The 24,393-nt window shown below is 73.9% G+C and carries 22 protein-coding genes; 15 read left to right on the top strand and 7 right to left on the bottom strand.

Annotation, left to right across the window (positions count from 1 at the left end; all coding sequences use genetic code 11):
* Positions 1-159: 159 nt before the first annotated feature.
* The gene (locus tag NFS20_RS12170; RefSeq protein WP_251152052.1) at positions 160-498 is read left to right on the top strand and encodes a hypothetical protein; all 339 of its coding nucleotides are present in this window, start codon (positions 160-162) and stop codon (positions 496-498) included.
* Between the two features lie 7 nt (positions 499-505).
* Here NFS20_RS12170 and NFS20_RS12175 read toward each other — a convergent pair whose 3' ends face one another.
* Entirely contained in the window at positions 506-3,313 is a 2,808-nt protein-coding gene (locus NFS20_RS12175; RefSeq protein WP_251152053.1) for a flippase-like domain-containing protein, read from the bottom strand.
* Positions 3,314-3,511: 198 nt separating this feature from the next.
* Between NFS20_RS12175 and NFS20_RS12180 the strand changes: the two genes are divergently transcribed.
* The 7 genes from NFS20_RS12180 (at position 3,512) to NFS20_RS12210 (ending at position 12,255) form a co-directional block, all read left to right on the top strand.
* Positions 3,512-4,501 carry an HdeD family acid-resistance protein gene (locus tag NFS20_RS12180; RefSeq protein WP_251152054.1) on the top strand — a complete coding sequence of 330 codons (990 nt, stop codon included), beginning with the start codon at positions 3,512-3,514 and terminating at the stop codon, positions 4,499-4,501.
* A 298-nt stretch (positions 4,502-4,799) separates the two neighbouring features.
* On the top strand, positions 4,800-6,443 hold the full coding sequence (locus tag NFS20_RS12185; RefSeq protein ID WP_251152055.1) for an ABC transporter substrate-binding protein: 1,644 nt from the start codon (positions 4,800-4,802) through the stop codon (positions 6,441-6,443).
* Positions 6,444-6,527: 84 nt separating this feature from the next.
* The gene (locus NFS20_RS12190; RefSeq protein ID WP_251152056.1) at positions 6,528-7,631 is read left to right on the top strand and encodes an ABC transporter permease; all 1,104 of its coding nucleotides are present in this window, start codon (positions 6,528-6,530) and stop codon (positions 7,629-7,631) included.
* Between the two features lie 157 nt (positions 7,632-7,788).
* A complete protein-coding gene (locus NFS20_RS12195; protein WP_463106399.1) occupies positions 7,789-8,823 on the top strand; it encodes an ABC transporter permease in 1,035 nt (344 codons plus the stop codon).
* Complete coding sequence (locus NFS20_RS12200; RefSeq protein WP_251152058.1) at positions 8,820-10,550, top strand: dipeptide ABC transporter ATP-binding protein; 1,731 nt, start codon at positions 8,820-8,822, stop codon at positions 10,548-10,550. The genes NFS20_RS12195 and NFS20_RS12200 overlap by 4 nt, the downstream gene beginning before the upstream one ends.
* On the top strand, positions 10,547-11,527 hold the full coding sequence (gene bla, locus NFS20_RS12205) for a class A beta-lactamase (RefSeq protein WP_251152059.1): 981 nt from the start codon (positions 10,547-10,549) through the stop codon (positions 11,525-11,527). The genes NFS20_RS12200 and bla overlap by 4 nt, the downstream gene beginning before the upstream one ends.
* A 146-nt stretch (positions 11,528-11,673) precedes the next feature.
* On the top strand, positions 11,674-12,255 hold the full coding sequence (locus NFS20_RS12210) for a DUF6993 domain-containing protein (RefSeq protein ID WP_251152060.1): 582 nt from the start codon (positions 11,674-11,676) through the stop codon (positions 12,253-12,255).
* A gap of 76 nt (positions 12,256-12,331) precedes the next feature.
* On the opposite strand, the gene NFS20_RS12215 is transcribed toward NFS20_RS12210, so the two are convergent.
* From NFS20_RS12215 to NFS20_RS12225, 3 genes are all read right to left on the bottom strand, one after another.
* On the bottom strand, positions 12,332-13,180 hold the full coding sequence (locus tag NFS20_RS12215; RefSeq protein WP_502800813.1) for a CPBP family intramembrane glutamic endopeptidase: 849 nt from the start codon (positions 13,178-13,180) through the stop codon (positions 12,332-12,334).
* Between the two features lie 82 nt (positions 13,181-13,262).
* Positions 13,263-13,553, bottom strand: coding sequence for a type II toxin-antitoxin system antitoxin (locus NFS20_RS12220; RefSeq protein WP_251152061.1), 291 nt, complete (start codon positions 13,551-13,553; stop codon positions 13,263-13,265).
* Positions 13,550-14,518 carry an SPFH domain-containing protein gene (locus NFS20_RS12225; RefSeq protein ID WP_251152062.1) on the bottom strand — a complete coding sequence of 323 codons (969 nt, stop codon included), beginning with the start codon at positions 14,516-14,518 and terminating at the stop codon, positions 13,550-13,552. Before NFS20_RS12225 ends, NFS20_RS12220 begins: the two co-directional genes overlap by 4 nt.
* A 215-nt stretch (positions 14,519-14,733) precedes the next feature.
* Here NFS20_RS12225 and NFS20_RS12230 point away from each other — a divergent pair, with 215 nt between their 5' ends.
* The 4 genes from NFS20_RS12230 to NFS20_RS12245 are packed head-to-tail and all read left to right on the top strand — an operon-like array spanning position 14,734 to position 17,600.
* Positions 14,734-15,450: a hypothetical protein gene (locus NFS20_RS12230; protein WP_251152063.1), complete on the top strand. Its 717-nt coding sequence runs from the start codon at positions 14,734-14,736 to the stop codon at positions 15,448-15,450.
* Positions 15,443-15,748 carry a transcriptional regulator gene (locus tag NFS20_RS12235; protein ID WP_251152064.1) on the top strand — a complete coding sequence of 102 codons (306 nt, stop codon included), beginning with the start codon at positions 15,443-15,445 and terminating at the stop codon, positions 15,746-15,748. Before NFS20_RS12230 ends, NFS20_RS12235 begins: the two co-directional genes overlap by 8 nt.
* Positions 15,745-16,776, top strand: coding sequence for an ABC transporter ATP-binding protein (locus tag NFS20_RS12240; RefSeq protein WP_251152065.1), 1,032 nt, complete (start codon positions 15,745-15,747; stop codon positions 16,774-16,776). The genes NFS20_RS12235 and NFS20_RS12240 overlap by 4 nt, the downstream gene beginning before the upstream one ends.
* Positions 16,773-17,600, top strand: coding sequence for an ABC transporter permease (locus tag NFS20_RS12245; RefSeq protein ID WP_251152066.1), 828 nt, complete (start codon positions 16,773-16,775; stop codon positions 17,598-17,600). Before NFS20_RS12240 ends, NFS20_RS12245 begins: the two co-directional genes overlap by 4 nt.
* A gap of 129 nt (positions 17,601-17,729) precedes the next feature.
* Here the strand turns inward: NFS20_RS12245 and NFS20_RS12250 are convergent, their stop codons facing one another.
* The 3 genes from NFS20_RS12250 to NFS20_RS12260 form a co-directional block, all read right to left on the bottom strand.
* Positions 17,730-20,630 carry a heavy metal translocating P-type ATPase gene (locus tag NFS20_RS12250; protein WP_502800814.1) on the bottom strand — a complete coding sequence of 967 codons (2,901 nt, stop codon included), beginning with the start codon at positions 20,628-20,630 and terminating at the stop codon, positions 17,730-17,732.
* A gap of 279 nt (positions 20,631-20,909) precedes the next feature.
* Complete coding sequence (locus NFS20_RS12255; RefSeq protein WP_251152067.1) at positions 20,910-21,272, bottom strand: heavy-metal-associated domain-containing protein; 363 nt, start codon at positions 21,270-21,272, stop codon at positions 20,910-20,912.
* Positions 21,273-21,376: 104 nt separating this feature from the next.
* On the bottom strand, positions 21,377-21,718 hold the full coding sequence (locus NFS20_RS12260; RefSeq protein ID WP_285821129.1) for a metal-sensitive transcriptional regulator: 342 nt from the start codon (positions 21,716-21,718) through the stop codon (positions 21,377-21,379).
* Positions 21,719-21,896: 178 nt separating this feature from the next.
* On the opposite strand from NFS20_RS12260, the gene NFS20_RS12265 reads away from it, so the two are divergent.
* From NFS20_RS12265 to NFS20_RS12275, 3 genes are all read left to right on the top strand, one after another.
* A complete protein-coding gene (locus NFS20_RS12265) occupies positions 21,897-22,379 on the top strand; it encodes a hypothetical protein (RefSeq protein WP_251152068.1) in 483 nt (160 codons plus the stop codon).
* 76 nt (positions 22,380-22,455) lie between these two features.
* Positions 22,456-23,571 carry a DUF2330 domain-containing protein gene (locus NFS20_RS12270; protein ID WP_251152069.1) on the top strand — a complete coding sequence of 372 codons (1,116 nt, stop codon included), beginning with the start codon at positions 22,456-22,458 and terminating at the stop codon, positions 23,569-23,571.
* A 157-nt stretch (positions 23,572-23,728) separates the two neighbouring features.
* Positions 23,729-24,328 carry an HdeD family acid-resistance protein gene (locus NFS20_RS12275; protein WP_251152070.1) on the top strand — a complete coding sequence of 200 codons (600 nt, stop codon included), beginning with the start codon at positions 23,729-23,731 and terminating at the stop codon, positions 24,326-24,328.
* Positions 24,329-24,393 lie beyond the last annotated feature (65 nt).

Here is a 24,393-nt window from a genome sequence, read left to right on the forward strand (position 1 = left end):
GTGAGCCTACCGAGTCGCCGAGGGGAGCCGACCGGGTCGAACGTCCCGGACCTGTCGCGGACCGCCCGGACGGGGAGCTCTCCCCATCGGGCGAGGTGGCCCGGCGTCGTCCTCGTCCGCCATGATCAGGGCCGACATCGACCGACCCCAGGGGGATCCATGTACCGCACCGCGTCCGTCCGTCCCGTCCGTGCGCTCCTGCTCGTGCCCGCCGCCGTGCTCTGCGCCGGCGTCCTCGGTGCCTGCTCGTTCAGCGCCAACCTCACCGTGCCCGCGTCGACGATCGCGACCGACGCCGAGCGGGCGCTCGCCGAGATCGGTGAGGCGGACGTCGACTGCGGCGACGGGAGCGTCGGGCTCGTGGACGGGGAGGTCGTCGAGTGCGAGCTCACGGACCCCGCGACCGGCACGCTCTACGACCTGACGGTCACGCTGTCCGAGGTCGACGGGACGGACTACCACGTGGACGTGAAGGTCGCCGACGAGCCCAAGGCCTGACCGCGGGCTACAGGTCGCCCTTCTTCTGGAGGAAGCGCATCGCCGCCCAGCCGAACGGGATGCGCCCCCAGTAGGTGGCCACGCGGAACAGCACCGTGGCCGACGTCGCGAGCGCGACGGGCACCCCGGCGGCGGTGAGGCCCGCGGTGAGCGCGAGCTCGATGGTGCCGAGGCCGCCCGGGGTCGGGACGGCCGCGCCAGCCGCGTTCCCGACGAGGTAGATCACCGCGACGTCGACGAGCGAGAGCTCCTGGCCGAACGCGGCGAGCGCGGCGTCGAACGCGAGCACGTACCCGAGCGTCATGACCACGTTGCCGCCGAACCCGAGCGCGAGCCGTCCCGGCTGGCCGAGCAGCTCCGAGAGGCGCGGCCACACCTGCTGGAGCGTGGGCCGGATCTTCGCGAGCACCCAGTTCCGGACGGCCGGCACGAGCAGCGTCGCGAGGACGGCGAGGGCGACGCCGCCGATGGCGAGGAGGACGGTCGTCGACGGGAGCTGCACGAGCCCGCCGTCGCCCGTGAAGATCGACAGGACGACGAGCAGCAGGATCGTCACGACGAACTGCGACACCTGGACCAGCCCGACGGTCGCGACGGCGACCGGTGTCGAGACGCCCCGCTTCTGCAGCATGCGGAGGTTGAGCGCCGCCGGGCCGATGCCCGCGGGTGCCGCCAGGGCGACGAACGACCCGGCGGCCTGCGTGAGCGTGGCGCGGATCATCGGCAGGTGGACGGGGGAGAAGGCGACGAACGTCAGGGCCGCACCGACCCACGTGAGGACACCGAGCGCGAACGAGACGACCGCCCACCACGGGTTGGCCTGGGAGACGGCCTCCGTGATCTCGGCGAAGTTGATGCTCGTGACGACGACGGTCACCGCGACGACCGCGAGCGCGAGGGTGATGACCGTGCGGGCGCCGAACCGGGTGATGCGCTGCGGCTCGACGTCCGCCTCGGGCAGCCGTTCGACGAGCGCGGCGCGCAGCTCCTTGAGCAGCTCCTTGTCCTGCCGCATCTCCTCGCGCGTGCTCGGGGGCAGCGCGATCGACTGCAGGAGCGGACCGATCGCGGCGATGTCCTCGTCCGGCAGCACGCTGACCGCGGACTCGACGGCGCGGCGCGCGCCGACGCGCAGCGCGAGCAGCGCGACCATCTGCGCGAGGTCCATCCGGCGTGCGAGCTGCGACGACGCGATGTCGCCCTGGTCCCACCCCGTGAGCCAGACCTCCGGGGCGCCGGTGGCCGCCTCGCGCGAGACGAGCACGACGTCGGACGTGAGCGCCCGGTGCGCGATGCCCGCGGAGTGGGCGAGCGTGAGCTGGCGCCAGGCCTCGTTGAGCACGGAGTCGCTGACGCGGTCGGCGGGCAGGTCGCGCAGGGACACGGCGCCCCCGGCGTGCTCCTGCACGAGCACCATCGAGTCGGCCGCCTCGGCGACGCCGAGGAGGCGCGGGGTGCGGATGCCCGCCGCGCGGGCGGCGTAGGTGAGGAGCGCGGTCCGCTCGGCTGCGGCGCGCAGCGAGATCGCGGTGCGGCCCTCGAGGCCGCGCAGCCGCAGCGAGCGCCAGAACCGGGTGAGGAAGCCGACGACCTGCCGGTCGCCGTCGAGCACGACGACGTCCCGGCGGCCGCCGTCCTCGCCGAGCATCGCGTAGACGCGGTTGTCGCCCGCGCGCGTGAGCGCGATCGCCGCCGGGTCGGAGGGCGCGCCCTCTCCCGGCCGGCCCGGTGCCCCGGCGGTTACCGGGCGCTCGTCGGCGGTCTCCTCGGCGGGCGCCGTGCCGCCGAGGTGGTGCCGCGCGAGGGCGGCGTCGGCGGTGAGGACCGTCCCGGCGTCGTGCCCCGCGCCCGGTGCGCGCAGGACGCCGACGTGGACCTCGGAGGTGATGTGGCCCTCGGCGTCGACCTCCGTGATGGGGTCCTCGGCCGCCTCCGCGAGCTCGTCGTCGTCGGTGACGTCCCGGACGCGGACGAGCGCGACCGGGGCGAAGCCGGCGCGGCGCACGCCGGCGACGAGCTCCGGGCCGTAGGCGCGCTCGCTGCGCACGCCGGACACGTACCGGACCGCGAGGCCGGCGACGCGTCCGAGCAGGAGCGCGACGAGGATGCCGGGCAGCGACACCTGTCCCGTGACGAGCACGACGCCGATCGCGACGAAGATGAGGTTCCACGACCATGCGACGGTCCGGCGCCTCGTCCGGGTCCCGGCCGCGGTGAGCAGACCACCGAGCGCGGCGACGTAGCCGGGGATCGTGAGTCGCCACTCGCCCTGCGTGAAGATGGACATCCCGCGGACGAGCTCGTCGGAGCCCCACTCCATGACGGCGAGCGTCACGAGGATGCCGAGCAGGAGCCCGAGCGCCGCGGCGACGATCGACTCCACGACCTGCCGGCCGAGCCGGCGCACACCGAGCTCGATGAGGACGGCGGTGGGCACGAACAGCGTGACGAGGCCCTCGAGCACGGCCACGGGGACGAAGAGGACGCGGGCGAGGATGTCGGAGAAGTTCTGCACGTCCTCCGCGACGCCCTCGGTCGTGCCGTGCGCGAAGACCGACATGAGCATGACGAGCGCCACGCCGACGGCGCACAGGACCAGGTTGACGAGGTCGCTCGGGTGGCGGACGCGCTGCTCCGCGGTGTCGACGACGCGGACCGTGCCCTCGTCGGCGGGGACCGGGCGCGCGAGCAGGGCCTCGAACGCCCCGGTCTGCGGCCGGGGCTCGGGCCGCGGGCTCTCGACGAGGCTGCCGACCTCCACGACGGAACCTGTGGCCGGGCGGCCCTCGGGCGTCTCGTGGGGAGTCACGGGCATGGCTGCGAGTCTAGGGCTGGCCGTCCTCGTAGGCGCGGTATTTGGCCGATTTCTCCGGGTGATTCGACCGGTTCGTCCGGCACGTGCCGGGGTGCCCGCGCCGTGTCGCGCGCGAGTGTGAGCAAGGTCTCTCTAGCATGAGGACGACTCCGCGGCCCGATCCAGGGCGTCCGGCGGGGCTCGGACCGGGAGGTCTCCATGGCAGGCGACAGGTCGGCACGCGACAGGACGACGCGTCACGGGGCAGCACCCGACGCAGCAGGACCCGGCGCGGCTCGCGACGGCGAGGTGGCCGCCGCCGAGTCGGCGGCGCAGGAGCGCAACCCGTTCCGCAAGGTGTGGTGGCTGCCCGTGGTGCGGGGGATCCTGCTCGTGGTGCTGGGGCTGCTCCTCATGATCGAGCCGCTCGAGCAGCTCGAGACGCTCCGGCTCGTCCTCGGTGCGTTCCTCGTGGCCGACGGCGTGCTGGTCGCCGTGCAGGGCTTCGTCCACCGGCAGCAGGTCGGGTCCGCGTGGTGGCTCGCGCAGGCGGGCGTGAACGTCGTGTTCGGCGTGGTCGTGGCGTTCTGGCCGGACCTCTCGCCGACCGCCCTCTACTACGTGCTCGCCGTGTGGGTGCTCGTGCTCGGCATCACGACGATCGCCGGTGCCGCGGCGCTGGCCCGCAACCGCGACCTCGGGTGGGCGTGGATGCTCGCGTTCGGGATCGTGTCGGTGCTGTTCGGGATCCTGCTCGTCACGCGACCGCTGGACGCGTTCGACGTGCTGCGCCTCGTGACGGTCGTCTTCGCGCTCTACGCGTTCGTCGCCGGGTCGATCCACGTGGTGTCCGGGTTCGCGGTGCGCGCCGTGGCGCGCGAGATCGCCGACCTGCGCGGTCAGGCGGTGGCCGCGGGCGTCGTCGTGACAGGTGGGTCCGTGCTGGGTGCCGCCGCCGAGCGCCCCGACGTCGCACCGCCCACCGCGAGCGCCGCGCCCCAGGCCGCGCCGGAGCCGGGCAGCGGCGCCGCGCACCAGGCCGCGCTGGAGCCGGGCAGTGGCGCCGCGCCCGCCGGCGGTGCCGCTCCGACCGCGCCGGAGCCGACCGCGCCGGAGCCGGGCGCGCACGAGCCGGGCGCGCACGAGCGGACGCCCGGGACCGACAGCCCCTCCGCCGAGCCTCCCGAGCCGCCTCGCGCGCGCGGGTGACGAGCCCGCTGCCACGCCACGCTCCCCGCCGCCAGACCTCTCGGCGGGGGCGGAACAGTACACCGCGCCGAGGCCGCCCAGGGATGTGTCTCACGTCACGTCGGTTGCCTCGGGCTCAGGGTTACGACCCGGTAACAACGTCGGCAGGATGTCCTGCTTTCTCCTGCTTCTGACACATGCTCGACACGGCGCTGTGCTAGAAATCACGGCACTCCGCCACCAGGCCGGGGTCCTGGTGCGTGCGACGTCGCACCACCTGTGTCTCGTACCCCGAGATCTCCGAGAAAGAGGTAGACACATGACAGCGGTGTCCAAGAAGCGGCTCCTCGCCGCGGCCGCCGGCATCACGGCGGTGACGCTCACCCTCACGGCGTGCGGCGGCGACAGCTCCGGCGACGACGGCGACGGCGCCAGCTCGGCCGGGGGCGGCTCGCTGATCATCGGCACGACCGACAAGGTCACGACGCTCGACCCCGCGGGCTCGTACGACAACGGCTCGTTCGCGGTGATGAACCAGGTCTTCCCGTTCCTCATGAACACGCCGTACGGCAGCCCCGACGTCGAGCCGGACATCGCCGAGTCGGCGGAGTTCACGGCCCCGACCGAGTACACGGTCACGCTCAAGGCGGGCCTGAAGTGGGCCAACGGCAACGACCTCACGTCCTCGGACGTGAAGTTCACGTTCGACCGCCAGCTGGCGATCGCCGACCCCAACGGCCCGTCGTCGCTGCTGTACAACCTCGAGAGCGTCGAGGCGCCGGACGACACGACCGTCGTCTTCCACCTCAAGAGCGAGAACGACCAGGTCTTCCCGCAGATCCTCTCGAGCCCGGCGGGCCCGATCGTCGACGAGGACGTGTTCTCGGCAGACGCGCTGACGCCCGACCAGGAGATCGTGGACGGCGACGCGTTCGCGGGCCAGTACACGATCACGAGCTACGACTTCAACAACCTCGTCTCCTACGAGGCCTACGAGGGCTACGAGGGTCTGCTCGGGGCCGCGAAGAACGAGAAGGTCGCGGTGAAGTACTTCGCCGAGGCCTCGAACCTCAAGCTCGAGATCCAGCAGGGCGAGATCGACGTCGCGTGGCGCAGCCTCTCCGCCACGGACATCGAGGACCTGCGCGGCAACGACGACGTCAAGGTCGTCGACGGCCCCGGCGGCGAGATCCGGTACATCACGTTCAACTTCGACACCCAGCCGTTCGGTGCCGCGACGCCCGAGGCCGACCCGGACAAGGCGCTCGCCGTGCGCCAGGCCGCGGCGTCGCTCATCGACCGCGACGAGCTCTCCGAGCAGGTCTACAAGGGCACGTACACGCCGCTCTACTCCTACGTCCCGGCGGGACTGACCGGTGCGATCGAGCCGCTCAAGGAGATGTACGGCGACGGCGCCGGTGCGCCCGACGCGGCCGCGGCCGAGGCGCTGCTCGCGGACGCGGGCGTCGAGACGCCCGTCACGCTCAACCTGCAGTACTCGAACGACCACTACGGCCCGTCGTCGGCGGACGAGTACGCGCTCATCAAGGACCAGCTCGAGAAGGACGGCCTGTTCACGGTCAACCTGCAGACGACCGAGTGGGTCACGTACGCCGAGGAGCGCACCGCCGACGTCTACCCGGCCTACCAGCTCGGCTGGTTCCCGGACTACTCCGACGCGGACAACTACCTCACGCCGTTCTTCCTCACGGAGAACTTCCTCGTGAACCACTACGAGAACACGGAGGTGAACGACCTGATCCTCGAGCAGGCCGTCACCGCCGACGCGGACGAGCGCACCGCGCTCATCGAGGAGATCCAGACGGCCGTGGCCGGGGACCTGTCGACGCTGCCGTACCTCCAGGGTGCGCAGGTCGCGGTCGTCGGAGCCGACGTCGAGGGCACGGAGGACACGCTCGACCCGTCCTTCAAGTTCCGCTACGCGGCTCTGTCCAAGGGCTGACCCGCCCGACGTGCGACCGGCCCTCCGCCACACCGCGGAGGGCCGGTCGCCCGGTCGCCCCCTGCACCCCGACGAAGAGACGACATGACGACCACCACCTCGGACCAGCAGGTCGGCGAGGGCCGGACGGCGGCACCCCGCGCCCTCGGCCGCCGACGCGGCAGCGGCGGCGGGCTCGGGACCTACCTCCTCGTGCGCGCCCTCCTCATCATCCCGACCGTCTTCATCCTCGTGACCACGGTCTTCGTGGTCATGCGCGCCACGGGTGACCCGATCACCGCCGCGCTGGGCGGGCGGCTCACCCCCGACCAGCTCGCCGAGCGCATCGAGGCGGCCGGGTACGACCGGCCGATCGTGGTGCAGTACCTCGAGTACCTCGGCGGCATCCTGCGCGGCGACTTCGGCACGACCATCAGCGACAACCGGCCCGTGACCGAGGTCCTCGCGACCTACGGCAGCGCGACGCTCGAGCTCGCGCTCTACGCGCTCCTCGTCGCGTTCGTCGTCGGCATCCCGCTCGGCATGGCCGCGGGCTACTTCCGCGACCGCGCGTCCGACGCCGCGCTGCGCATCGGCGCGATCCTCGCCTACGCGACCCCCGTCTTCTTCGCGGGACTCCTGCTCAAGCTCGTCTTCTCCGTCTGGCTCGGCTGGCTGCCCGTCTCCGGCCGCGCCTCGACGAGCGCGGAGATCGAGATGCAGATGCTCGACGACCCGAGCGGCTTCTACCTCGTCGACGCGCTCCGCACGGGCGACCCCGAGGTGGTCGGCGACGTCCTCGCCCACGCGGTGCTGCCCGCGATCGCCCTGGGTCTGCTCACCGCAGGCGTGTTCCTGCGGCTCGTGCGGACCAACGTCATCGGCACGCTGTCCACCGACTACGTCGTCGCGGCCCGCTCGCGCGGCGTGCGCGAGTCGCGCCTCGTGCGCACGCACGCGTGGCGGCCCGCGCTCATCCCGATCATCACGGTCATCGGCCTCCAGGTCGCCATGCTCCTCGCGGGCGCCGTCCTCACCGAGACGACGTTCGAGTGGAAGGGCCTCGGCTTCCAGCTCGCCGAGTACCTGCAGGCGCGCGACTTCGTCGCCGTGCAGGGCATCGTCGTGCTCATGGCCGTCATCGTGGCGGTGACGAACTTCGTCGTGGACGTCGTCGCCGCGCTCATCGACCCGAGGGTGAGGTACTGACATGGTCGCCGAGACCGGACTCACCACCGGCGCCGCCGCACCGGGCGCGACGCCCGGGCCGCCGCCCGTGGCCGTCCCCGAGCGCGGGCGGGCCCCGTGGTGGAAGCGGCTCCCCGTCGTGCACCAGCTGCGCCAGAGCGTCGGCCTGCAGCGCGGCATGCTCGTCGCGGGGCTCGTCGTCACCGCGCTGTTCGCGCTCACCGCGGCGCTCGCGCCGTGGCTCGCCCCGTACGGCTACAGCCAGCTCCGCACGGAGGACGGCGCGTTCGGCGCACAGCAGCCGCCGTCCGCCGAGCACCTGCTCGGCACGACGGTCGGCGGGTACGACGTCCTCTCGCGGGTGATCTGGGGCGCCCAGACCGCGATCCTCGTGATCGTCGTGGCGATCCTCGCGTCGATCGTCGTCGGGGTGCTGCTCGGGCTCGTGTCCGGGTACTTCGGCGGCTGGGCCGACCGCCTGCTCGTCGTGGTCGCCGACGCGGTCTACGCGTTCCCCTCGCTGCTGCTTGCGATCCTCATGGCCATCGTCATCTCGGGCGGCCAGTCGAGCATGTGGGGCGGCATCCTCGCCGCGGCGCTGTCCATCACAGTCGTGTTCATCCCGCAGTACTTCCGGGTGACGAGGGCCGAGGTGGTGCGCATCAAGGGCGAGGCGTTCGTCGACTCGGCGCGCGTGCTCGGCACGCCGCACCACCGGATCATGCTGCGGCACGTGCTGCGCAACGCGACGCGCACGCTGCCGCTCATCGTCACGCTCAACGCGTCCGAGGCCATCCTCACGCTCGCGGGCCTCGGCTTCCTCGGCTTCGGCATCGAGCCGACGGCGGCCGCGGAGTGGGGCTACGACCTCAACAAGGCCGTGTCCGACGTGACGAGCGGCATCTGGTGGACCGCGCTCTTCCCCGGGCTCGCGATCGTCCTCGCGGTGCTCGGCATCACGCTCGTCGGGGAGAGCCTGAACGACCTCGCCGACCCGCGCCTGCGCTCGCGCCGAGCCGCCGCCGAGGTGTCCGGGGAGGTCGCCGAGACCTCCGTCGTCCCGGGCGGGACGCTGTCCGCCGGGCCCGGGGGGCTCGACGGGCTGGAGGGCCGGGGAGCGCGCTCCGACGGCGGACCGGCCGAGGACGACCTCGACCCGCTCGAGCGGCCGCTCGTGGACGGCACCGACGACGACAGGGAGGGCGGGCGATGACCGCGACCTCGCGCACCACGACCGGCACGACCGACCGCACGGGCCGGCCCGTCGTCGCGATCCGCGACCTCGCGGTGTCGTTCGCGACCGACGCCGGGTCGGTGCGCGCCGTCGACGGCGTCGACCTCGAGGTCGCCCCGGGGGAGGTGCTCGCGATCGTCGGCGAGTCGGGCTCCGGCAAGACCGTGACCGCGAAGACGATCCTCGGGCTCCTGCCGTCGACCGCGACGGCGCGCGGCGCCGTCGTCCTGTCGAACAAGGCCGGGACCGACGAGCACGACGTCGTCACGCTCGACGCCGACCGCCTGCGGACCGTGCGCGGCACGGACGTCGCGATGGTGTTCCAGGAGCCCTCTGCGGCGCTGAACCCGGTCTTCACCGTGGGCTGGCAGATCGCCGAGGGGATCCGGGCGCACGGGAAGGTGGGTCGACGCGAGGCGCGGCGGCGCGCGATCGACGTCCTGCGCCGCGTCGGGATCCCCGACCCGGAGACGCGCGTCGACCACTACCCGCACCAGTTCTCGGGGGGCCAGAAGCAGCGCGTCGTCATCGCGATGGCGCTCGTGCTCGACCCGGGGCTCATCGTCGCCGACGAGCCCACGACCGCGCTCGACGTCACCGTCCAGGCCGAGATCCTGGACCTGCTGCGGCGCTGCCGCGACGAGTTCGGCACGGCGATCGTGCTCATCACGCACAACATGGGCGTGGTGGCGGACCTCGCCGACCGCGTCGCGGTGATGTACCAGGGCAAGGTCGTCGAGCAGGCGACCGCCCGCGACCTCTTCGCGGACCCGCGCGCCGACTACACGAAGGCGCTGCTCGCCGCCGTGCCCCGCGTCGGCGAGGGCGTCGCCCGGGCCGCGACGCGCGCGTCGGCCCGTGCCGAGACCTGGGAGGCCGCGGAACCCGTCGTCGAGGCGCGGGGCCTGACGGTCACGTACCCGGGCCGCCTCCGCAAGCCCGGGTTCACGGCGGTCGACGACGTGTCGCTCACCATCCGCCCGGGCGAGGTGCTCGGCCTCGTGGGGGAGTCGGGCTCGGGCAAGACGACGTTCGCGCGCGCCGTCGCGGGCCTGACGCCCGTGACCGGTGGGTCGCTGCGCGTCCTCGGCGTCGAGATGCTGGGCGTGCGGCAGCGCGACCTGCTGCCGATGAGGCCTCGCATCGGGTTCGTGTTCCAGGACCCCGCGACGAGCTTCAACCCGCTCCTGACGATCGCGGACTGCGTCGCCGAGCCGCTCGTCGTGCACGGCCGGGCCGCGTCGCCGCAGGACGCGCGAGGCCGGGTCGACGAGCTGCTGGAGGCGGTCCAGCTCCCGAGGTCGTACGGCGACCGCTTCCCGCACGAGCTCTCGGGCGGCCAGCGCCAGCGTGCCTCGCTCGCGCGGGCGCTCGCGCTCGACCCGGAGCTGCTCGTCGCGGACGAGCCGACGTCGGCGCTCGACGTCTCCGTGCAGGCGCGCGTGCTCGAGCTCTTCGCGGAGCTCCAGCGCGAGCTCGGCTTCGCGAGCCTCTTCGTGTCCCACGACCTCGCGGTCGTCGACCTGCTCGCGGACCGCATCGCGGTGCTCTACCGCGGCCGGCTCGTCGAGGAGGGGACGGGGGCCGAGGTCCTGGGCGACCCGCGCGAGGAGTACACGAGGCGGTTGCTCGCGTCGCTCCCGGTGCCCGACCCGGTGGCGCAGGCCGAGCGGCGCGAGGCGCTGCGGGCGCTGAGGGGCGCGTGACCGCCGGGCGGCGACGGTGGGCCGGCGCCCTCTTCGCGGCGGCGGGGGTGCTGCTCCTGCCCGCGTGCGGACCCGGCCCCGCCGCCCCGGACGGCGAGCCGTCGACGACCGCGCCGAGCGGCACGCCCTCGGTACCGGCCCCCCCTGCCCCGGACCCGGCCCCCACGGACCTCACCGCGGTGGTCGCGGCCGACCTGGCGGAGCTCGAGACCGCCTACGACGCGCGGGTCGGCGTCTACGCGGTCGACACCGCGACGGGCGACCTGGTCGAGCACCGGGCCGACGAGCGCTTCGCGTACGCGTCCACGATCAAGGCCCTCGCCGCAGGGTTCGTCCTGCGGGGCCGGTCGGTCGAGGTGCTCGACGAGCCCGTGCCGGTGACCACCGACGACGTGTCCGGCGCGGGATGGTCACCCGCCACCGAGTCGCGCGTGGGCACGGACGCGACCGTGCGCGAGCTGGGCGCGGCGGCGGTCTCCGAGAGCGACAACGGCGCGTTCAACGCGCTGCTGCGCCGGCTCGGCGGACCGGAGGCGCTCCAGGCCGCGCTCGTCGACCTCGGGGACACGACGACCCTCGTCGACGCCTGGGAACCCGAGCTCAACCGCTTCACGCCGGGCGAGCCCGCGCGGACCAGCACGCCGCGCGCGCTCGCGGACGGGCTCGCCGCGTTCGCGCTGGGCGACGAGCTCGAGCCGGGCGTCCGGGAGGAGTACGTCGGCTGGCTCACGGGCAGCACGACGGGGGACGGCACGGTCCGGGCCGGCGCGCCGGACGGCTGGGTGGTCGGCAGCAAGACCGGCACCGCAGGTCGCCACGGGTCGCGCAACGACGTCGCGGTGGTGTGGCCGCCCGACGGGGCTCCGATCGTGCTCGCCGTCCTCACGGACCGCGTCGCGCCGGACGCGGAGCCCGACGACGCGCTGCTCGCCGACGTCGCACGGACCGTGCTGGGGGCGTACGCCGACCAGGGCTGACGGGTCCCGGGTGCGGCCGGTCCGCAGGACGCCCGGGTCACGGCCGTCGTCGCTCGCGACGGGCCTGCGTCGGCGCCGTGTGGAGATCTCGGTGAGGTCCTGCGACGTGGCGCGCGGTCCGGGCCGGCGCGCGCGAGACTCGCCGCGTGACGACACCTCAGGACGGCGGGCCCGACCGCTCCGAGCGGGTCGTGCGTGCCGTCACGGGGGTGGTCGTGGGCGTCGTGGGGCTCGGGCTCGTGGTCCTCGTCGTGGCGGTCCTGGGATACCAGATGCTCGTCAGCGGCTGGGCCGAGCAGTACGACACCTCGACGCGGGCCGACACGCCCGCCCCGGCGTCGACGCCGTCCGCGTCGGCTGATCGGACGGGCTTCTCCGAGGAAGGGCTCGACCTCTCGAACGAGGCGTACCGCCAGCACGTCGGGTCGCCCGAGAGCCACGCGCAGGCGGCGCTCTCGGTGCCGGACGTGCAGGCGGCGCTCGAACCGCTCGCCTCCGGTGAGCCGGTCGACCAGGACGACGTGGTGTCGGCGCTCGTCGCAGCGGGGTTCGAGGACGTCCAGGTGCACGGCGGCTCGGTGCTCACCTCCGACACCTCGACGCACGTCGGGGTCGGGGTCGGCGTGCCGGGCGGCTGCGTCTACGGCGCGGTCGGGCCGGACGGCGTCACGCTCGAGGCGGGTGGCCCGATCGCGGACGGCGGCTGCCTGGAGATGCCGACGCACTGAGCGGACGTCGCGGCGCGTCCGGCCCGCAGGCCACGCCTGAGCGCGTGTCTCGCCCGCCCGCGTGCCCGCCCGCGTGTCACGCCAGGCCGAGCGACTGCTTCCACTCGAGCGGCAGGAGCGCGTAGCCGACGAACGCGACGACGTCGAGCAGCGTGTGCGCGATCACGAGGGGCATGACGCGGTGCCGTCCCCACCGGCTCGTGTAGAACCACGAGAACACGACGCCCATGACGACGTTGCCGACGAACGGCCCGATGCCCTGGTACAGGTGGTACGAGCCGCGCAGCAGCGAGCTCGCGACGACGAACTTCACGCGCCCCCACCCGAGGTCGCGCGTGCGCTCGTACAGGTAGCCGACGGCGATGACCTCCTCGAGCAGGCCGTTCTGCAGCGCCGCGAGGACCAGGACGGGAACGGTCCACCACGCCGCGTTGAGCGCCGCTGCCTGGACCTCGACGGTGATGCCCATCGCCCGACCCGCGAGGTAGAACGCGAGGCCCGGGACGCCGATGGCGGCGGCGAGCGCGAACCCCCAGCCGACGTCACGCAGGGGGCGGGCGCCGTCGAGCCCGATCGCCCGGACCGCGGACCGGCCCCGCGCGCTGAGCAGGTACAGCGCGAGCGCGACGGGCAGGACCGCGAAGAAGATCCCGACGAGCTGGTACGTGAGGTCGAGGTACGGCCGCGCCGACTGGCTGACGTTGAGGCTCGCCGACTGGTCGCGCAGCGGCGTGCCCGCGGTGAGCCGCGCGACGATGTTGATGATCGCGTAGACGGCGGACCTGCCGAGGCTCAGACCGAGGACGATCCAGATCTCCGCCCCGATGCGGCGTCGCGTCGCGCGGTCGGGGCGCGCTGGAGCGGCGGTCGTCGCGACGTCGTCCGTCGTCACGACCGGCGCGGCGGTCGGGTCGGGGGCTGGCACCGTCCGGTTATAGCACCGCCACCCGGGTGCGGGCTCGACGTCTGCTGGACGCGGGCTGCCTGCCGAGCACGTCCCGGCGCGGTCAGACGTCGCGGGGCGGGCGCCCGGGGCGGCGGACGGGCCGGACGTCGCGGGGGAGGCGGTCGGCGTCGGACAGCGCGCCGCGCAGCAGCATCTCGATCTGCGCGTTGACGCTGCGCAGGTCGTCCGCGGCCCAGCGGGCGAGCGCGTCGTGCACGGCGGGGTCGAGCCGCAGCAGCACCGACTTGCGCTGCACCCTGCGCGGCCGCTCCGCGGGCACGCCCGTGCCCGACGACGGTCCGTCGCCGTCGTCGGGCACGTCCGGCCGCCGCTCGGGCGGAGCAGGGGTCACCGGTACAGCGACCCCGTGTTGACGACAGGGGTCACGCGGCTGTCGCCGCACAGCACGACGAGCAGGTTGGACACCATCGTGGCGCGACGCTCGTCGTCGAGCGTGACGATGTCGTCGGCCTCCAGGCGGGAGAGCGCGTCCTCGACCATCGAGACCGCGCCCTCGACGATGCGCGAGCGGGCGGCGATGATCGCGCCGGCCTGCTGGCGCTGCAGCATGGCCTGGGCGATCTCGGGCGCGTACGCGAGGTTGGAGATGCGCGCCTCGATGACCTCGACGCCCGCGACGACGACGCGCTCCGCGACCTCGGCGGCGATCTCGGCCGAGACGACCTCCGTCGCGCCGCGCAGGGACTCCTCCCCGGCGTCGGCGTCGTCGTAGGGGTGCGACATCGCGACGTGGCGCAGCGCGGACTCGGACTGGACCACGACGAAGTCGTCGTAGTCCTCGACGGCGAAGCTCGCCTTCGCGGTGTCCGCGACCTGCCAGACGACGATCGCCGCGATGTTGATGGGGTTGCCGTCGGCGTCGTTGACCTTGAGCTCGCTCGTCTCGAAGTTGCGCACGCGCACGGAGACGCGACGGCGCGTGCTGAAGGGGACGGTCGCGACGAGGCCCGTGCGGCGCACCGTGCCGAGGTACCGGCCGAAGAACTGGACCACGACCGTCTCGCCGGGGTTCACGACGGCGACGCCGGTCGGGAGGAAGACCCCGACGAGGAACAGCACGACACCGACGGTGATGAGGACGCCCGGGCTGCCCAGCTCGGCCGCCGCGGCGACGACGAGGCCGACGCCTCCGAGGAGGAGCAGCACGCTGAGCGCGATGACGCCGGCCGCGCCGCCCGCACCGAGGGACCACGCGGGGCGTTCGGTGACGTCCACCCGGGTCCCGGCGTGACCCACCGGGCGGCCCACGGGCTCGCCACCCACGGAGTCTTGCGGGGGTGCTGCGCTCTCGGTCACGGTCGCCGTCCTCTCCTGCGGCCGACGGCCGCTGCCGATGTATAGCAAAGTGATATCACATTATCCGGCCGAACATGACATGGCGGTCGTTCTGCGGCCGTTGGCGACCTTCAGGTCGTGCTCGGCGGGCTCAGGGGGTTGTCCTCGGGGCCGACCTGTGCGACTCTACAAACAGGTTTGCAGCACAAACTACTCTGCGAGGACGGACAGCGAGCATGACGAGCGACCACGACGGCCCGAGCGACGACCCGTCCTCCGCCGAGACCCGCCAGGTCTTCGACCCTGCCGAGACCCTGCGGCTCATCCAGCAGCAGCAGGACCGTGCGCGCGCCGCGACGGAGCCCGACGGCCGCCTGCTCTTCCTGGCCTGGGGCCTCGCGTGGCTCGTCGGCTACCTCTGCCTGTTCCTGAGCGCGGACGCCGACGGGCAGGCGGCGCCGTGGGCGTTCTTCGTCTTCTCGGGCGCGATCATCTCGGCCGTCGCGTTCACGATCGTCCACTCGGTCACGCGCACGGCCGGCACCCGCGGCGTCAGCGCGCGCACCGGTGCGATGTACGGCTGGTCGTGGATGCTCGGGTTCCTCGCGCTCGGGCTCGTCCTCGGCGGGCTCGGTCGTGCCGGGGCCTCCGAGGAGGTCATGGCGCTCGCGAGCAACGCGTTCGCGTGCATCGTCGTGGGGCTCCTGTACCTCGGGGGAGCGGCCGCGTTCCAGGACGTGCGGCTCTTCGCGCTCGGCGTGTGGATCCTGCTCGTCGCCGCGGCCGCGACCTTCGCGGGACTCCCGCTCACCTACCTCGTCATGGCGGCCCTCGGTGGCGGGGGCTTCCTCGTGATGGCCGGGATCGAGCACGGGCTGCGTGCCCGACGACGGAGCGTCGCCGCTCGCTGCGTGGGCACCACGTCCGGGGCGGGGGAGGCGGTCGATGCCTGACGTCGAGCTCGACTCGGTCATCCACGCCCCCGCCCGGCTGCGCGTCGTCGCGACGCTCGCCGCGCTCGGCGCCGGCGACGAGCTGTCCTTCCCCAAGCTGCAGAAGCTGCTCGACATGACGGCCGGCAACCTGTCGACCCACCTGCGCAAGCTCGAGGACGCGGGCTACGTGCGCGTCACCAAGACCCACGAGGGCCGCACGCCGGCCACGTACCTCGCGCTCACGGTCCACGGCCGCAGCGCGTTCGAGGACTACACCACGGCACTGAACACCCTCCTGAGAGGAGCCGGAGCATGAACGTCTCACGCACCCGGACGGACCGGGCCGCAGGCCCCGGCACCCGCACCGACGCCGACACCCGCACCGAGACCGGCACCGCGGCCGGCGCCGCGCCGTCGGGCACCGCCGCCGACCGACCGGTGGTCGCCGCCGACCACGTGACGCGGCGCTTCGGGCAGGTCGTCGCGCTCGACGACGTGTCGCTCACCGTAGGCGCGGGCGAGCTCGTCGGCCTGCTCGGCCCGAACGGCGCCGGGAAGTCGACGCTGCTGTCCCTGGTCAGCGGGCAGCGCAAGCCCGACGCGGGCACCGTGCGCCTGTTCGGCGGCGACCCGCGCGACGCCCGGAGCCGCGTCTCGCTCGGCATCACGCCGCAGGAGACCGGCCTGCCCGCGACGCTCAAGGTCCGCGAGGTCGTGGACTTCGTGGGCGGCCACTACCCCGACCCCGTCCCGACCGGAGAGCTGCTCGACCAGTTCGGCCTCACCGAGCTCGCCGGCCGCCAGACCGGCGCGATGTCCGGCGGGCAGAAGCGTCGCCTCGCGGTGGCGCTCGCGCTCGTCGGCCGGCCGGCCGTCGTCCTGCTCGACGAGCCCACCACCGGCCTCGACGTCGGCGCCCGGCAGACGCTGTGGGACGCGATCCGCGCGTACCACGCCGACGGCGGGACCGTCCTCCTCACGAGCCACTACCTCGAGGAGGTGCAGGCGCTCGCGGAGCGGGTCGTCGTCATCGACCAGGGCGTGGTCCGGGCCGACGACTCGCTCGACGCGATCCTGCGGCGCGTGGCGCTGCGCCGCGTCGTCGTGCGGTCGACGACCGACCTCGCGGCGTGGCCCGGCGTGGTCCGGTCCGAGCGTGCCGCCGACGGCCGGCAGGAGCTGTACACGCCCGACGCCGACGCGCTCGTCCGCGAGCTCGTCACCTCGGGCGTCGACTTCCACGACCTCGAGATCCGGGGCGCGAGCCTCGAGGAGGCGTTCGAGCAGATGGTCGCACGCGACGGCGCGTCGACCCCCACCACGACCGACGGAGGACGGCGATGAGCACGACGGCGAGCAGGACCCGCCCGGGCGAGGGCCCGGCGTCGGGCACGACGGGCGGCCGCGCGGCCCTGCCCGGTCCGGTGCGGCTGACCTGGCTGCACCTGCGCTACCAGTTCCTCGAGACGGTCCGCGTGCCGATCGCGGTGCTCGGCAACCTGCTGTTCCCGGCGCTCGCGATGTTCTTCTTCGTCGTGCCGCAGGAGGCCGTCGCGCAGGACCCGGTCGCGGCGACCACGGCCGTCGCGTCGCTCGGGCTGTTCGCGATCTGCTCGGCGAGCCTGTTCACGTACGGGCTCGGCGTCGCGGAGGACCGCCAGCTCCCGTTCGACCCGTTCGTGCGGTCGCTGCCCGCAGGGCCCGCTCCGCGCATGGTCGCGCGCATCCTCAACGGCGGGATCTTCTCGCTGTTCGGGGTCGTCCCGCTGATCCTCATCGCGTGGCTGTTCACCGAGGCGAGCGTGACCTGGTCGCAGCTCCTCGCCGGCGTCGGGACGGTGCTGATCGTCTCCGTGCCGTTCGTGCTGCTCGGCATGGCGGTCGGGTACTCGCTGTCCGCGAAGGCGGCGCTGCCCGTCGTGCAGGTGATCCTCTTCCCGCTCGCGTTCGCCGGCGGTCTGTTCCTCCCGCCGTTCCTCTTCCCGCCGTGGCTCGACGCCATCTCGATGGCGACACCGACGCGCGCCGGCCGCGACCTGCTCGTCCAGGCGCTCACGGGCGAGCCGGCGTACGGGCTCGCGTGGCCCGTGCTCATCGGGTGGACCGTGCTGTTCGCTGCGCTCGCCGTGGGCGCATACCGCCGCGACGAGGGCCGTCGCTTCCGCTGACCTCGCCCGGGAGGGTGCGCGAGCGGCGTCGCGGGGCACGGGAGGGCGCGCGAGCGCCCTCCCGCACCCCGCTCCCGCCAGGCCCGCCACGATCGCGCGCGCCCTCCCGCACCCCGCTCCGGCGCCTCGTCAGCCCGCCGACCGCAGGCGCAGCGAGTTGCCGACGACGAGCACGGAGCTCGCCGCCATCGCGGCGCCGGCGATCATCGGGTTGAGCAGGCCGGCGGCCGCGAGCGGGATGGCCGCGACGTTGTAGGCGAACGCCCAGAACAGGTTCTGCTGGATGATCCGCAGGGTCCGGCGCGAGAGTCGGATGGCGGTCGCCGCGGTCCGCAGGTCGCCGCGGACGAGCGTGAGGTCGCTCGCCTCGATCGCGACGTCCGTGCCCGTGCCCATCGCGAGCCCCAGGTCCGCGGTCGCGAGCGCGGCGGCGTCGTTCACGCCGTCTCCCACCATCGCGACGACCCGGCCCTCGCGCTGCAGGCGCACCACGACGTCGACCTTCTGGTCCGGGAGGACACGGGCGATCACGTCGGCCTCCGCGATCCCGACGGCGCGCGCCGCCTCGCGGGCCGCGCCCTCGCCGTCGCCCGTGAGCAGGTACGGGCGCAGCCCGAGGCCCTTCAGCTCGGCGACCGCTTCGGCGGACGTCGGCTTCACCGGGTCGCGCAGCACGAGCACGGCGCGGGCCGTGCCGCCCCAGGCGACGACGACGGCGCTCGCCCCGGTGCGCTCGGCGTCCGCGAAGGCGTCCTGGAGCGGGGGAGACGTCGTCACGCCCTGGCCGGCGAGCCACGCCGGCTGGCCGACGAGCACGCGCCGCGCGTTGAGCGAGCCGTCCGCGCCCGACCGTGCCTCCTCTGGACCGGACCCGAGCGAGAGGCCCGAGTGCGCCGCCCGGACGACCGCCTCGACGCCGCCGCCCGCCGTGCTGCGGAAGTCGAACGCCTGCAGCGAGCCGATGCGGACGCCGTCGGCCCCCACCGCCGTGTCAGGGCGAGGCGACGCCCCGGTGACCTGTGGCCCGGACAGCTCGGACGAGGCAGGAGTCGTGTCAGGGCGAGAGGACACGCCGGTGACCTGTGGCCCTGACACGTCGCGGGCCGCGGCGGCGATCGCCCGGGCGATCGGGTGCTCGCTCAGCGCCTCGACGGCGCCGGCGTGGCGCAGCGCGTCGAGCGCGTCCTGCGGCGTGTCAGGGCCCTGGTTCACCGGGGTGTCCTGGGCCCCTGACAGGTCGAGCGTGCCCGACGGCGCGACCACGGCCTCCAGCGCCATCGCGCCCTGGGTGACGGTGCCCGTCTTGTCGAGCACGACCGTGTCCACGCGCCGTGTCGACTCGAGGATCTCCGGACCCTTGATGAGCACGCCGAGCTGCGCGCCGCGGCCCGTGCCGACGAGCAGCGCCGTCGGCGTCGCGAGCCCCAGCGCGCACGGGCACGCGATGATGAGCACCGCCACGGCGGCCGTGAACGCGAACTGCGTCCCGGCGCCCGCGAGCAGCCAGCCGACGAGCGTCGCGACCGCGAGCACGAGCACGATCGGGACGAACACCGCGGAGATGCGGTCCGCGAGGCGCTGCACCGGGGCCTTGCCCGTCTGCGCCTGCGACACGAGCCGCCCGATCTGCGCGAGCGTCGTCTCCTCGCCCACGCGCGTCGCGCGCACGAGCAGGCTGCCCGACGTGTTCACCGTCGCGCCCGTCACGTCGTCCCCCGGTGCCACGTCGACCGGCACCGGCTCGCCCGTGAGGAGCGACGTGTCGACCGCGCTCGACCCCTCGAGCACCACGCCGTCGGTCGCGACCTTGTCCCCCGGCCGCACGACGAACACGTCCCCGACGCCGAGCGCCGTGATGGGCACCAGCTCGGTGAGGCGCGCGCCGTCGGGGCCCGTGCGGGGCGTGCCGTCCGGGTCGACGAGGACGCGCTCCGCGTCCTTCGCGCCCAGCTCGAGCAGCGACCGCAGCGCGTCGCCCGCGCGGCGCCGCGACCGGTGCTCGGCGTACCGCCCGGCGAGGAGGAACGTCGTGACGACCGCCGCGACCTCGAGGTACAGCTCCGGCGGGCCCATCTCGTCGCGCGTCGGGACCAGCGTCGGCTGCATGCGCATCCCGATCTCGCCCGCGCCACCCAGCAGCAGCGCCCACAGGGACCACAGCGACGCCGCGATCACGCCGAGCGACACGAGCGTGTCCATCGTCGACGCGCCGTGACGCGCCGCGCGGAACGCCGCCCGGTGGAACGGCCACGCCGCCCACGTGACGACCGGCAGCGCGAGCGCCGCGACGACCCACTGCCAGCCCGGGAACTGCAGCGCCGGGATCATCGACAGCGCGAGGACCGGGACCGTGAGGACCGACGCGACGCGCAGGCGGCGCAGCAGGTCGGTGCCCCGGTCGCGTGTCGGTTCCGCGTCCGCGCCCGTGGTTCCGCCGGCGCGGACGGGGGCGGCTTCGGGGCTCGGGCTACCATCCGCGCCGCTCGTCCCTCGCGTCGCTCCCGCCAGGCCCGCCACGCCCTTCGCCTCCGACGCCGCCCCCACCGCCTCCGCGGCCGTCTCGCCACGGGTGGTGGCCGGGGCCGTCGTGCCCGACGGCGTGCGCTCGGCTCCTGTGGTCGGCTCGCCCTCGCGATCTGCCGAGGTAGTACCGCGGTCTGCCGAGGTAGTACCGCGGTCCGCCGAGGTAGTACCGCGGTCCGGGTGCGCGAGGGCGCGGCGGGTCGTGACGCGGGCGGTGTAGCCGGCCCGCTCGACGGCCGCGACGAGGTCGGCGTCGGAGACGTCGGCCGCGAGGACGACGTGGGCGTTCTCGAGAGGGAGGTTGACCGTGGCCGTGGCGCCGTCGACGCGGTTGAGGCGCTTCTCGACGCGCGCGACGCACGACGCGCACGTCATGCCCTCGATCGCGAGGTCGACCTCCGCGAGGGGTGCGGGCGGGACGGCGGAGGATCCAGCCGTCGCGGCCGTCGCGGCCGTCGCGTCGGGTGCGGCTGGTGCACCCAGGGACTGCGGGGACTGCGGGGACATGAGGGTGACTCCTCGACAGGTTCGTGGCGGTGTCACCGGCGTGGTCCGGGGTGGCGGACGTCGCGGCGGGCGCCTGCCTCCGGTGAGGTGGTGGCGCGGCGCGGAGGGCCTGGGTCGCGCGGCGGCGACGTGTCGGCAGGCGGTCCGCGGGTGGTGCTGCGGTCTCCCGACGGCGGGGCGCACGGTCGTGCGTGAGGTGCGGTCCGCCGTCGGGCACCGGGGCGAGCTGTCAGCGCCTGACCGGTGCAGGGGCCGGTGTGCTGCTGACGACCCGCCGGGTCAGACCGAGGGGTCGCGCAGGTCGGCGGTCCGGGTGGCGAACGACGTCGCGGCGGCGTCGGACGTGGTCGCGTCGTCGTGCGCGGCCTGCTTGCCGGGCGCCTGCTCGGCGTACTGGGCGGCGAGGGCGTCCTGCTGGACGTCCACGGACTCGACGGCGTAGCCCGCCTCGTCCACGGCGTCGCGCAGCGCCTTCTCGTCGAGGGGCTCGTCGGAGAAGACGCTGACCTCGCTCGTGCCGCCGTCGTGCAGCTCGATGCTGACGTTCTCGACGCCGGCGACCTTCTCGACCTCTTCCGTGACGCTCGCGACGCAGTGGCTGCAGGTCATGCCGGTGACGCCCAGGGTGGTGACGGTGCTCATGGTGCTCCTCGGTGGTCGTGCGGTGGTCGTGCGGGTGCGGGTGCGGGTGGTGCGGTGCTGGTCGGGTGCTGGTCAGGCCGGGCTGGTGGCCGGGAGAGGCGGCCTCAGCTGCGGACGAGGCGGGCGATCGCGTCGGCGGCCTCCTTGACCTTCGCGGCGCCCTCGTCCTCAGACTGACGTGCCGCGTCGACGACGCAGTGGCCGAGGTGGTCCTCGACGAGCCCGATGCTCACGGCCTGCAGGGCCTTGGTCACGGCCGAGACCTGCGTGAGGATGTCGATGCAGTAGACGTCCTCGTCGATCATGCGGGCGATCCCGCGGACCTGCCCCTCGATACGGCGCATGCGCCGGAGGTAGGCCTCCTTGTCGGACGCGTAGCCGTGCGGGCCGTCGTGGCTCGCGTGCTCCTCGTGCTGGACGTCCTGGTCCGTCGTGGTGTCGGTCATGGTCTCTCCTCGTCGCCGGGCATCCCGATCATACCCCCTCAGGGTATGTCCACGCCATGTCGCATGACACGTGTCACCCCGAGCCCGTGACAGGCGCACCCGGGCCGATGACGGGCCGCACTGCCGCGAGGCCGGTCCGCGCGCGACGGTGGTGGGACCACGACACGAGAGGCTCGACATGACCGACATCATCACCACCCTGCAGGACTTCACGCTCGGCCTGCCGCCCCTGCTCCGCTGGGTCGGGGTGCTCGTCGCCGCCATGGTCCCCTTCGTCGAGGCCGAGGGCGCCGCGGTCCTGGGTGTCGTCGCCGGTATCAACCCGCTCGTCGCGATCCCGGCCGCGGTGCTCGGCAACGCCCTCGCGCTCGCGGTCGTCGTCTGGGTGATCGGCACGGCGCGATCCGGCCTGACCCGGGGCCGCCAGGTCGAGACCAACCCCAAGCGCCAGCGGATGCGTCGCGTCTTCGACCGCTACGGCGTGCCGGGAGTCAGCCTTCTCGGGCCGCTCCTGCTGCCCAGCCACGTCACCGCCGCGGCGATGGTCGGCTTCGGCGCGCCGCGCACGCGGGTGTTCGTCTGGGGGGTCGTCGCCGTGGCGCTCTGGGCGGTGGTGCTCGGAACGATCGCGTACCTCGGTGTGCAGGCGGCGGCGGGCTGACGCCGTCCGGTCACGGCCGGGTCACGATCCGTCCCCCCGCCGGGCGCCCTTCCGCGACGCGGCCTAGCCTCCCAGCATGGGGACGCGATCCGCGACGGCGCGGCGGGGGGCACGTGCGGCTCTCGCCTCGGTCGCGCTCGCCGCGGGTCTCGTCGCGACGGCACCGCCCGCGTCCGCGTGCGCGTGCGGCGGTCTCGTCGACACCCCCGCGTACGACTCGTCGGTGAGCTCCGAGTCCGCCGTCCTCCAGTGGGACGGGACCACGCAGACGCTCCTCCTCGAGCTCGAGACGCTGTCCCAGGCACCGGAGGTCGGCCTCATCCTCCCGACGCCCGCCCCCGCCGAGGTCACGCTCGCCGACCCGGCGGTGTTCCGCGAGCTCGACACGATCACCGCGCCCCGGCCGGTCGTCTCCGACCACCGCTGGTGGCCCGAGCTCGGGTTCGGGTCGCCCGCCGACGGAGCGGGCGCGGCGACCGGCGTCGACGTGTTCGACGAGGTCCGGCTCGGACCGCTCGACGTCACGACGCTCGCTGCCACCGACGGGGCGGCGCTCGACGCCTGGCTCACCGAGCGCGGCTTCCAGGTCACGGCGTCGATCCGCGGGGCGATCGCCCCGTACGTCGCCGATGGCTGGACGTTCGTCGTCGCGCGCCTCGCCCCCGAGGCCGCGGCCACGTTCGACGGCACGCTGCAGCCGCTGCGCGTCACCTTCGCGAGCGACGCGCTCGTGTACCCGATGCGGATGTCGGCCGCAGCCCAGGACACCCAGCGCACCCGCACGTACGTCCTCGCGGACGGGCGCGTGGACCGTGCCGACGCGACGGCCGACCTCGCCGCACCGCAGGTCCGTTTCGCCGGCCGCGTCGACCCGGCGTCGGTGACGAGCGACGAGCTCGCCGCGCTCCTCACGGCCGGCGGCTACGTGACGGCGCACGAGCAGACGTTCACCGAACCGTCCGCGCAGATCGTCTCCGACTTCGCGTTCGTCCCGGCGGCGTCCGACGTCGCGTTCTCGCCGACGTACGCCGTCGTCGCGGACAAGCGGATCGGTCCCTTCTTCGCCGGTCCCGTGCTCGCGTTCGGCGGGGTTCTCGCGCTGTCCTCCCTCGTCGTCTGGTCCGCCCGTCGCCGACTCCTGTCGGCACGTGCCGGCACGGTCCGTCGCGCACCCCGTCCCGTCCGCGCCTGAGGGGCCGGAGCGTGGCCGTCGACGTCGCGCACCGCCCGGTCCGCGGGCTGTGGGCGAAACGCGCGGTTCGGCGCGACACGGGCGAATCCCGGGTGTTTCATGAGGTCGAGGCGGGACGCGAACCCACCCACGCTGCCACCCACGTGAGAGGTGCACCATGACGACGCAGGACCCTATCCTCACCGCGTTCTCCTCGACGGCCAGGCAGGTCTGGTACTGGCCCGTGCTGCGCGGCGTGCTCGCGATCATCTTCGGCATCGTCGCCATCGCGTGGCCCGAGATCACCGCCGCCGCGATCATCTGGGTGATCGGCATCTTCACGATCGTCGACGGCATCGTCGAGATCGTCGAGGGCATCCGTCGCCGCGGTACCGGCAACGGCACGGCGTTCCTCGTGACGATGGGCGTCCTGAGCGTCGCGGTCGGCATCGTGCTGCTGGTCTGGCCCGGCAAGACCGCCGAAGTCCTCACGTGGATCGTCGGCCTCTGGGCCGTGGCCTACGGGCTCTTCCAGCTCGTCGCGAGCCTGGACCTGCGCAAGGTGGCGGGCAGCGGCTGGGGCTGGGGCGTCTTCGCCGGCCTCCTCGGCATCGTCTTCGGTGTCCTCGTGCTCTTCAACGTCAGTGCCGGGCTCGTCTCCATCGTGTGGATCCTCGCGATCTTCGCCATCCTCTGGGGCGTCATGCTCATCGCGTTCGGGTTCCAGATCCGCTCGCTCGGCAAGCAGGCCGGCACCGCGGCGCAGCGCGGCTACTGACGCGCGCGCCGTCGAGCACGCCCTGCCGAGCACGCCCTGCCGAGCACGCCCTGACGCGCTGCCGA

Origin of the sequence: Cellulosimicrobium sp. Marseille-Q4280 (assembly GCF_943181405.1) — a bacterium.
Lineage (GTDB): Bacteria > Actinomycetota > Actinomycetes > Actinomycetales > Cellulomonadaceae > Cellulosimicrobium.

Bases quoted from the DNA above. Each gene is read 5' to 3' on its own strand.
- NFS20_RS12195 (WP_463106399.1), top strand. From the start codon at position 7,789: ATGCTCGTCGCGGGGCTCGTCGTCACCGCGCTGTTCGCGCTCACCGCG.
- NFS20_RS12275 (WP_251152070.1), top strand. From the start codon at position 23,729: ATGACGACGCAGGACCCTATCCTCACCGCGTTCTCCTCGACGGCCAGG.
- NFS20_RS12245 (WP_251152066.1), top strand. From the start codon at position 16,773: ATGAGCACGACGGCGAGCAGGACCCGCCCGGGCGAGGGCCCGGCGTCG.
- NFS20_RS12270 (WP_251152069.1), top strand. From the start codon at position 22,456: ATGGGGACGCGATCCGCGACGGCGCGGCGGGGGGCACGTGCGGCTCTC.
- NFS20_RS12265 (WP_251152068.1), top strand. From the start codon at position 21,897: ATGACCGACATCATCACCACCCTGCAGGACTTCACGCTCGGCCTGCCG.
- NFS20_RS12175 (WP_251152053.1), bottom strand. From the start codon at position 3,313: ATGCCCGTGACTCCCCACGAGACGCCCGAGGGCCGCCCGGCCACAGGT.
- NFS20_RS12250 (WP_502800814.1), bottom strand. From the start codon at position 20,630: ATGTCCCCGCAGTCCCCGCAGTCCCTGGGTGCACCAGCCGCACCCGAC.
- NFS20_RS12230 (WP_251152063.1), top strand. From the start codon at position 14,734: ATGACGAGCGACCACGACGGCCCGAGCGACGACCCGTCCTCCGCCGAG.
- NFS20_RS12200 (WP_251152058.1), top strand. From the start codon at position 8,820: ATGACCGCGACCTCGCGCACCACGACCGGCACGACCGACCGCACGGGC.
- NFS20_RS12170 (WP_251152052.1), top strand. From the start codon at position 160: ATGTACCGCACCGCGTCCGTCCGTCCCGTCCGTGCGCTCCTGCTCGTG.
- NFS20_RS12260 (WP_285821129.1), bottom strand. From the start codon at position 21,718: ATGACCGACACCACGACGGACCAGGACGTCCAGCACGAGGAGCACGCG.
- NFS20_RS12190 (WP_251152056.1), top strand. From the start codon at position 6,528: ATGACGACCACCACCTCGGACCAGCAGGTCGGCGAGGGCCGGACGGCG.
- NFS20_RS12235 (WP_251152064.1), top strand. From the start codon at position 15,443: ATGCCTGACGTCGAGCTCGACTCGGTCATCCACGCCCCCGCCCGGCTG.
- NFS20_RS12180 (WP_251152054.1), top strand. From the start codon at position 3,512: ATGGCAGGCGACAGGTCGGCACGCGACAGGACGACGCGTCACGGGGCA.
- NFS20_RS12240 (WP_251152065.1), top strand. From the start codon at position 15,745: ATGAACGTCTCACGCACCCGGACGGACCGGGCCGCAGGCCCCGGCACC.
- NFS20_RS12185 (WP_251152055.1), top strand. From the start codon at position 4,800: ATGACAGCGGTGTCCAAGAAGCGGCTCCTCGCCGCGGCCGCCGGCATC.
- NFS20_RS12255 (WP_251152067.1), bottom strand. From the start codon at position 21,272: ATGAGCACCGTCACCACCCTGGGCGTCACCGGCATGACCTGCAGCCAC.